This is a genomic window from Streptomyces sp. NRRL B-24085, assembly GCF_001282115.1.
Lineage (GTDB): Bacteria > Actinomycetota > Actinomycetes > Streptomycetales > Streptomycetaceae > Streptomyces.
On the sequence record NZ_LJBR01000076.1, the window covers coordinates 1 to 7,822 of the forward strand.

General features: G+C 71.3%; 6 protein-coding genes. 4 read left to right on the forward strand and 2 right to left on the reverse strand.

Annotated features, from left to right (window positions below; genetic code table 11):
- The first annotated feature begins 374 nt into the window (after positions 1-374).
- Positions 375-1,643 (forward strand): hypothetical protein, encoded by a 1,269-nt coding sequence (locus AOJ26_RS11555; protein WP_053848153.1) that lies wholly within the window; start codon positions 375-377, stop codon positions 1,641-1,643.
- Positions 1,644-1,690: 47 nt separating this feature from the next.
- Here AOJ26_RS11555 and AOJ26_RS11560 read toward each other — a convergent pair whose 3' ends face one another.
- Complete coding sequence (locus tag AOJ26_RS11560) at positions 1,691-2,677, reverse strand: ATP-binding protein (RefSeq protein ID WP_053848154.1); 987 nt, start codon at positions 2,675-2,677, stop codon at positions 1,691-1,693.
- 101 nt (positions 2,678-2,778) lie between these two features.
- Here AOJ26_RS11560 and AOJ26_RS11565 point away from each other — a divergent pair, with 101 nt between their 5' ends.
- Positions 2,779-3,603: a Fic family protein gene (locus tag AOJ26_RS11565; protein ID WP_053848155.1), complete on the forward strand. Its 825-nt coding sequence runs from the start codon at positions 2,779-2,781 to the stop codon at positions 3,601-3,603.
- 335 nt (positions 3,604-3,938) lie between these two features.
- Here the strand turns inward: AOJ26_RS11565 and AOJ26_RS11570 are convergent, their stop codons facing one another.
- Positions 3,939-4,772, reverse strand: coding sequence for an HAD family hydrolase (locus tag AOJ26_RS11570; protein ID WP_053848156.1), 834 nt, complete (start codon positions 4,770-4,772; stop codon positions 3,939-3,941).
- A gap of 616 nt (positions 4,773-5,388) precedes the next feature.
- Between AOJ26_RS11570 and ssd the strand changes: the two genes are divergently transcribed.
- On the forward strand, positions 5,389-6,498 hold the full coding sequence (ssd, locus tag AOJ26_RS11575) for a septum site-determining protein Ssd (RefSeq protein ID WP_053848157.1): 1,110 nt from the start codon (positions 5,389-5,391) through the stop codon (positions 6,496-6,498).
- Positions 6,499-6,671: 173 nt separating this feature from the next.
- Positions 6,672-7,822: TadA family conjugal transfer-associated ATPase (locus AOJ26_RS11580; RefSeq protein ID WP_053848158.1), on the forward strand; the 1,151-nt coding region annotated here is incomplete at its 3' end.

Sequence of the window (7,822 nt, forward strand, 5' to 3'; positions counted from 1 at the left end):
ACAGGGGCTGGGTGGAGGCGCCTCGTGTGCTGCGAGTCGCTCGGGTCGGTGGGGCGAGTGGGAACACAGGCTGACATTTTTCCCGTCTCCTCCGGGGCAGCGCGGTCGCGGAACAGGTGGTCCCCCGCATGGGACGGGGGTCGGGTCGCGGCCGTGGGTCACGGCGTGCAGCGGCGGGATGAATCAACGCTCGGTAAATGGATCGTAATGCAGAGTAAAGGGCAGGCATAGACTTTCCGGGCAAATGGGTTAACTGCCCACCTGAATGGGTGAAGTGGCAATTTCATCGGCTTGTCGTACTAATTCCTTCTCGGGCTCGTGCGAACTTGGCGGCGCTGTCGTTGCCCCGAGAGAAGGAAGAAGGTGGGCGGAACATGGCCGCCACCCACAGGATTGCCGCGGGAGCCGTGATCGCCGCGGTCTGCGCCGCCTCGCTCGCCGGTTGCGCCACCGACGTCTCCGAGGGGGGAGCCGCGGGCCCGCAAAAGGCGAAGCCCGCCCAGGCCCCGCCCAAGCGGGTGTTCCGTCTGATCGGCGACGGCTCCACCGCCTACACCGGAGCGCAGCCGCACCTGCCCAGAGCCCAGCGCCTCAAGCCCGGCGAGAAGCCCCCGCAGTTCGTGGTGTTCTCCTGGGACGGGGCCGGCGAGGACAGCCAGAAGCTGTTCTCCCACTTCCGTGAGGTCGCCAAGGCGAACCACGCGACGATGACGTACTTCCTGAGCGGCGTGTACATGCTGCCGGAGGACAAGCGTGCCGAGTACCGGCCGCCGCAGCACTCCCCGGGCCGCTCCGACATCGGCTTCAACGACGAGCAGGGCATCGCCGACACCGTCAAGCAGCTCCGCCTCGCCTGGCTGGAGGGCAACGAGATCGGCACCCACTTCAACGGCCACTTCTGCGGCAGCGGCGGCGGGGTCGGCCAGTGGTCGGTCGAGGAGTGGAAGGACGAGATCGCCCAGGCGAAGAGGTTCGTGAAGTCCTGGAAGACCAACACCGGGATGTCGAAGGCCGCCCCGCTGCCCTTCGACTACGACAAGGAACTCATCGGCGCCCGCACCCCCTGCCTGGAAGGGCAGAAGAACTTCATGCAGGCAGCCCGCGAGCTGGGCTTCCGCTACGACACCAGCGGGGTCAACGAGCAGCTCTGGCCGAAGAAGAAGCAGGGCCTGTGGGACCTGTCGATGCAGCTCGTGCCCTTCCCGGGACACTCCTACGAGCAGCTCACCATGGACTACAACTTCATGGTCAACCAGTCCGGCACCAGGACCCAGGGCGACCCGGGCAAGCACGAGTTCTGGGGCGACCAGATGCGCGACGGCCTCCTCAAGGGCTTCCAGCGGGCCTACGACGGCAACCGCGCGCCCCTGATCATCGGCAACCACTTCGAGTCCTGGAACGGCGGCACGTACATGCGTGCCGTCGAGGAGACCGTCGAGCAGGTGTGCAACAAGCCCGACGTGCGCTGCGTCTCCTTCCGGCAGCTCGCCGACTGGCTGGACGCGCAGGACCCGAAGACCCTCGAGAGGCTGCGCACCCTCGGGGTCGGCGAGGCGCCCCGGCAGGGCTGGCCGGCCTTCCTGTCGGGTCGGCCGGCCCCGGCCCCGAAGGGCGTACCGGGGGCACCGGCGGCCAAGCCGTAGCGGTCGGGTGCGGCGGGGCGGACGCGGTCGTCGGGCGGCGGGGACCGTCAGACGCTCGCGGCCGTCACCGCGCTCTCGCCGAGCACGAACGAGGGGTCGATCTGCGCCGCCAGGTCGGCCCCCGTGCGCTCGTTGCCCCAGGACCGGGCGTTCTTCAGATGGAAGTGCACCATCTGCTGGGTGTAGCGCTCCGCGTCACGCAGGCCGTAGGTCGCGTCGACGGCCGTCCGCAGCCGGTGCAGGGCGCGCCGGTTGACGTCCTCCAGGAGTGCGAACCGGGGCGGCCGGCCCTTCTCCAGGGCGCGCACCCAGTCGGAGTGGCCGACGGTCACCAGCAGGTCGTCCCCGACCTCGGCGCGGAGGAAGTCGAGGTCGTCCTGGCCCTGCACCTTGTTGCCGACGACCTTCAGGACGACGCCGAAGTCGCGGGCGTACTCCTTGTACTGGCGATAGACGGAGACCCCCTTCCGGGTCGGCTCGGCGACGAGGAACGTGATGTCGAAGCGGGTGAACATGCCGGAGGCGAAGGAGTCCGAGCCCGCCGTCATGTCCACCACGACGTACTCGTCCGGCCCGTCCACCAGGTGGTTGAGGCACAGCTCCACCGCTCCCGTCTTGGAGTGGTAGCAGGCGACCCCCAGGTCGGCTTCCGTGAAGGGGCCGGTGACCATCAGACGGACGACGTCGCCGTCGAGTTCCACCGGCCGGGCGCAGGCGTCCCAGACCGGGTTGTCCTCGCGCACCCGCAGCAGCCGTGAGCCCTCGCCGGGCGGGGTGGTCTTGATCATCTCCGCGACCGAGGCGATCCGCGGATTGGTGCCGCGCAGATACTCCTTGATCAGTGGCAGCCGCTCGCCCAGGGCGGGCAGCGAGGCCGCCTCGCCCTCGTCCAGGCCGAGCGCCGGCCCCAGATGCTGGTTGATGTCGGCGTCGACGGCCATCACCAGTGCTCCGGTGGCCGCGAGATGGCGGATGAACAGGGAGGACAGGGTGGTCTTGCCGCTGCCGCCCTTCCCGACGAAAGCAATTTTCATGTTCACCAAGAGTAGTCGGGCAATAGCTGTATGTGTCAGGTGGGCGTGAAGAAGACCACTCCATCGAGGGGCACCGCTCCCGGTTGCGTAGTGTCGTACTCATGAGTACGACAGGCGCGAACGCCGATCCGCTCGCGGCCCTGGGCTCGCTGCCCGGTGTGGCCGAGTCCGTGGAGTCCGTGCGCAAGTCCGTGGACCGGGTCTACGGACACCGTGTCATGCGGCGCCGCAGCAACGAGATCACCTCCGAGGCCGCACTGCGCGGGGCCCGCGGCTCGGCCGCGCTGTCCGGCGCGGACTGGGCCCTCGAAGAGGTGCGCCGGCGCTCCGACTTCGGCGTCGACGACGAGGCGCGCGTCATGGGCGCGGCGCTCAGGCTGACCGCCGAGGCCGGCCAACTGCTGTCCATCTGGCGGCAGTCGCCCCTGCGGGTGCTGGCCCGGCTGCACCTGGTCGCCGCGGCCACCGGCGAGGACGAGGTCGGGCGCCCCCGGCAGGCCGGCGAGAGCGTCGACGAGCCGCTGATCGAGCTGCCCCTGCCGGACGCGGCCGAGGTCTCGGGCCGGCTGGAGGGCCTGTCCGAGCTGATCATCGCGGGCAGCTCGGCCCCCGCCCTGGTCACGGCCGCCGTCGTCCAGGGGGAGCTCCTCGCCCTCAGGCCGTTCGTCTCCCACAACGGTCTCGTCGCGCGCGCGGCCGCGCGGATCGTCCTGGTCGGCAGCGGTCTCGACCCCAAGTCGGTCTGCCCCGCGGAGGTCGGTCACGCCGAGCTGGGCCGTGCGGCCTATCTGGCGGCGCTCGACGGCTACGCCTCCGGCACCCCCGAGGGCATGGCCGCCTGGATCGCCCACTGCGGCAGTGCGATCGAACTGGGCGCGCGCGAGTCGACGGCGGTGTGCGAGGCGCTCCAGCGCGGGGCGGCGTAGGACCCCCTGAACAGGGTTGCGGCGGTACGAGGACTCGTACCGCCGCTGGCATGTTCACCGAGTTACCAAGCGTCCTCGATATGTTGCCCATCAGGTCGGGAACTTTGCCCGTCACCTGGTGCGGCTGGCCCGTAATCGACGGGTCGACGTCGCGTGGGTGCCCGGTGTCCATGCTCGGTCCGTGGGGCCAAATGCGTTTTTGAGGTGATCCTCTCGGATGTCCTTGGTCTCGCGGGCCGTTAACCCCTTTGTACTCCTGGACCGCGGCAAGCGGAACCCCCGGCCGCCGTTCTTTACTTTTGTCCTCAAATAGGTTTCAAGTAGCCGGAATCGCCTCAGGCGACCGTCGACCGCCGTCGATTCGCGTACCAGACGAGACCTGCCGTCGCTGCCGCCGCTCCTATCGCGGCGACCGCGACGAGTGCCGGGCGGGGCGGTACGGCGAACCCGGGCAGCCGCTGCTTGAGCCGGACCGGCCGGTGGAAATCGAGAATCGGCCACCCGCGCGCGAGGGCCTCGCGGCGCAGGGCCCGGTCCGGGTTGACGGCGTGCGGATGGCCCACGGCCCGGAGCATCGGCAGGTCGGTCGCCGAGTCGCTGTAGGCGTAGCAGCGCTCCAGGTCGTACCCCTCGGACTCGGCCAGCTCCTTGACGGCCTCGGCCTTCGTCGGGCCGTACGCGTAGTACTCCACCTCGCCGGTGAAGCAGCCGTCCTCGCCCACGACCATGCGGGTCGCCACCACCCGGTCGGCGCCCAGGAGTTCACCGATGGGCTCGACCACCTCGGCGCCGGACGTGGAGACGATGACGACGTCCCGGCCGGCGGTGTGGTGCTCCTCGATGAGGGAGGCGGCCTCGTCGTAGATGATCGGGTCGATCAGGTCGTGGAGGGTCTCGGCCACGATCTCCTTGACCTGCTGGACGTTCCAGCCGCGTACGAGCGCGGAGAGGTACTCGCGGGTGCGCTCCATCTGGTCGTGGTCCATACCGCCGACGAGGAAGACGAACTGGGCATATGCGGTCCGCAAGGCGGCCCGGCGGTTGATCAGGCCGCCTTGGTAGAACGACTTGCTGAACGTGAGCGTGCTCGACTTCGCAATGACCGTCTTGTCCAGGTCAAAGAAGGCGGCTGTGCGGGGCAAGGAGTGGTTTTCCACGACCCCGAGCATAGGCGCAGCCCATTCGGCGTAAGGTGAGGCGTGTGGGTTTGCCTGAGAGGGCTCTCGGGTACACCATGGAAGTCACGGATCGTTCGCGACCGTGCTAACCCGGTCCGGCTCCTCCCCCCCCGAGTCGGCCGTGGAGACGACCCCCACTCTCCCCCCCGGTGGGGGTCGTCGCATGTCCGGGTGGGTTTTCCTCTTCCGTACGCGGTTCCGCGCTTCCTGCGAGGCGGCTTCGGCCGCCCTTTCGGCATGCTCATGATTCGTCACTGTGCGTAGTCATCGCGCTGCTCTGCGGGCCTCGTACACAGGCTGCACACCCTCACCGGTATGGGTGACGGCGATATTCACAGGCGTCGGGTTGTCCACAGTTATCCACCAAGATCCACACGATTTCCGGGATCGCTGCACCGTGATTCCCACACGTCCCGCTCCGGCCGACTTCATGGCCGGTTCTGGTTTGTCGGGTGTGTTTGGCCGGTTCCTATCGGCCGTTCATATGGAGGCCGGTTGCCGGTTCTTCACATGTCTGGGAATCGCGGGGCCGAAGGGGCCCTGTGGGAGAGGCGCCGGACGGGCCCCTGAAGGGGTCTCGCGCGGCGCGGTGAAGGGGGATGGAGCCGTGACCGCAGCCGTCACACACGAGGGACAGCCCACCGCCGGCGGGCGTCCGGGCCGGCCGTTGATCGTCACAGAGGACGAGGACCTGCTCGACGACCTGCTGCGGCTGTGCGCGGCGGCCGGGGCGACGGCCGAGGTCCATCACGGGATGCCGCAGCCCAGAGGAAGCTGGGAGGCCGCCCCGCTCGTCCTGGTCGGCGACGACGCCGCCCGGCGGGTGCGAGGGGCCGCCCGCAGACGCGGAGTCGTGCTCGTCGGCCGGGACCAGGACGACTCCGGGGTGTGGAAGCGGGCCGTCGAGATCGGCGCCGATCACGTCCTGATGCTGCCCGACGGCGAGCAGTGGCTGGTCGACCGGATCGCCGATGTCACCGAGGGCGTCGGCCGTCCCGCCCTCACCGTCGGCGTCATCGGCGGCCGCGGCGGGGCCGGAGCCTCCACGCTCGCGTGCGCTCTGGCCGTCACCTCCGCGCGTGAGGGACTGCGCACGCTCCTCGTGGACGCCGATCCGCTGGGCGGCGGACTCGACGTACTGCTCGGCGGCGAGAGCACCGAGGGGCTGCGCTGGCCGGCGTTCGCCGCCTCGCGGGGGCGGGTCGGCGGCGGCGCCCTGGAGGAGTCGCTGCCGCAACTGCACTCGCTGCGGGTCCTGAGCTGGGACCGCGGCGACCGCATCGCCGTCCCGCCGCAGGCCGTACGGGCGGTGCTCGCCGCGGCCCGGCGCCGGGGCGGCACCGTCGTCGTCGACCTCCCCCGCCGCCTCGACGACGACGTCGCCGAAGCTCTCGCCCAGATCGACCTCGGGATCCTCGTGGTACCCGCCGAACTGCGCGCCGTCGCCGCGGCCGGCCGCGTGGCCTCAGGTGTCGGCATGGTCCTGCGCGACCTGCGGGTGGCGGTACGCGGCCCGTACGCACCCGGCCTCGACGACCGCGAGGTGGCCCGTCTGCTGGGCCTGCCCCTGGTGGGCGAGGTCCCGGTCGAGTCGGCGCTCCAGCGGCCCCAGGGGAGCGGATCACCGCCGGGCGCCGCCGCGCGGGGGCCGCTGGCGCGGTTCTGCAAGGAGTTCTGGGAGCGCGCGCTGGCCGAGACAGGGACGGGGACGGCATGAGCGGCTTCTCGGGACTGCCAGGGGCCGGACGAGTGGAGGCCGCGGCGGGCGGCTCCGCCGAGGGGCGGCAGGCGGCGCGTCCGGTGGCGGGTTCCGCCGGGCGACGGCGGCCGGCTGAGACGCCGGTCGGTGCTCCCGGGCGGCCGCGGACAGCCCCGACGGGTGTCCGCACGGTGTCCTCGGCTGCCGGCGCGGAAGCGGCTCCCGGTCTCCTGGACGGTGTACGGCAGTGGCTGGCCGAGAGCGGGGCCGAACCGACGCCCGCCCGCGTGGCCCAGGCACTGCGCGAGCAGGGCCGTGTTCTAGGGGACGCAGAAGTACTGGGAGCGGCCGAGCGCTTGCGGTCCGAACTGGTCGGCAGCGGACCGCTGGAACCGTTGCTCGCCGACCCGTCGGTGACGGACGTCCTCGTGTCGGCGCCGGACCGGGTCTGGGTCGACCGGGGCGGCGGACTCGAACTGACCACCGTGTCCTTCCCCGACGCGGCCGCCGTACGACGGCTCGCGCAGCGGCTCGCCGCCGTGGCGGGACGGCGCCTCGACGACGCGCGGCCCTGGGCCGACGCCCGGCTGCCGGACGGCACGCGGCTGCACGCGGTCCTCCCTCCGGTCGCCGTCGGCTGCACGTGCCTGTCGCTGCGGGTGGTACGGCCGCGCGCGTTCACGCTGGACGAACTGGTCGCGGCCGGCACGGTGCCGCCGGGCGGGGACCGGGTGCTGCGGGCGCTGCTCGACGCACGGCTGTCCTTCCTCATCAGCGGGGGGACGGGCACCGGGAAGACGACGCTGCTGAGCGCGCTGCTGGGGCTCGTCGGGCCGGGCGAGCGGATCGTGCTCGCGGAGGACTCGGCGGAGCTCAGGCCGGACCATCCGCACGTCGTCCGGCTGGAGACGAGACCCGCCAACCAGGAGGGCGCCGGACAGGTCACCCTCGAGGACCTGGTGCGCCAGGCCCTGCGGATGCGGCCGGACCGGCTCGTAGTGGGTGAGGTGCGCGGGCCCGAAGTGGTGCATCTGCTGGCCGCGTTGAACACCGGCCACGAGGGCGGCTGCGGGACCGTGCACGCCAACGCGGCGGCCGACGTACCCGCCCGCCTGGAGGCGCTGGGTACCGCCGCCGGACTCGACCGGGCCGCGCTGCACAGCCAGTTGGCGGCCGCGCTGTCGGTCGTACTGCATCTGGTGCGCGACCGGTCGGGGCGGCGGCGGATCGCCGAGGTGCGGGTGCTGGAGCGGGATCCCACCGGGCTGGTGCGCACGGTACCGGCGCTGCGGTGGGGAGCGGAGGCATTCGCGTACGAGCGGGGGTGGGAACGGTTGCGGGG

Bases quoted from the DNA above. Each gene is read 5' to 3' on its own strand.
- AOJ26_RS11555 (WP_053848153.1), top strand. From the start codon at position 375: ATGGCCGCCACCCACAGGATTGCCGCGGGAGCCGTGATCGCCGCGGTC.
- AOJ26_RS11560 (WP_053848154.1), bottom strand. From the start codon at position 2,677: ATGAAAATTGCTTTCGTCGGGAAGGGCGGCAGCGGCAAGACCACCCTG.
- AOJ26_RS11565 (WP_053848155.1), top strand. From the start codon at position 2,779: ATGAGTACGACAGGCGCGAACGCCGATCCGCTCGCGGCCCTGGGCTCG.
- AOJ26_RS11570 (WP_053848156.1), bottom strand. From the start codon at position 4,772: ATGCTCGGGGTCGTGGAAAACCACTCCTTGCCCCGCACAGCCGCCTTC.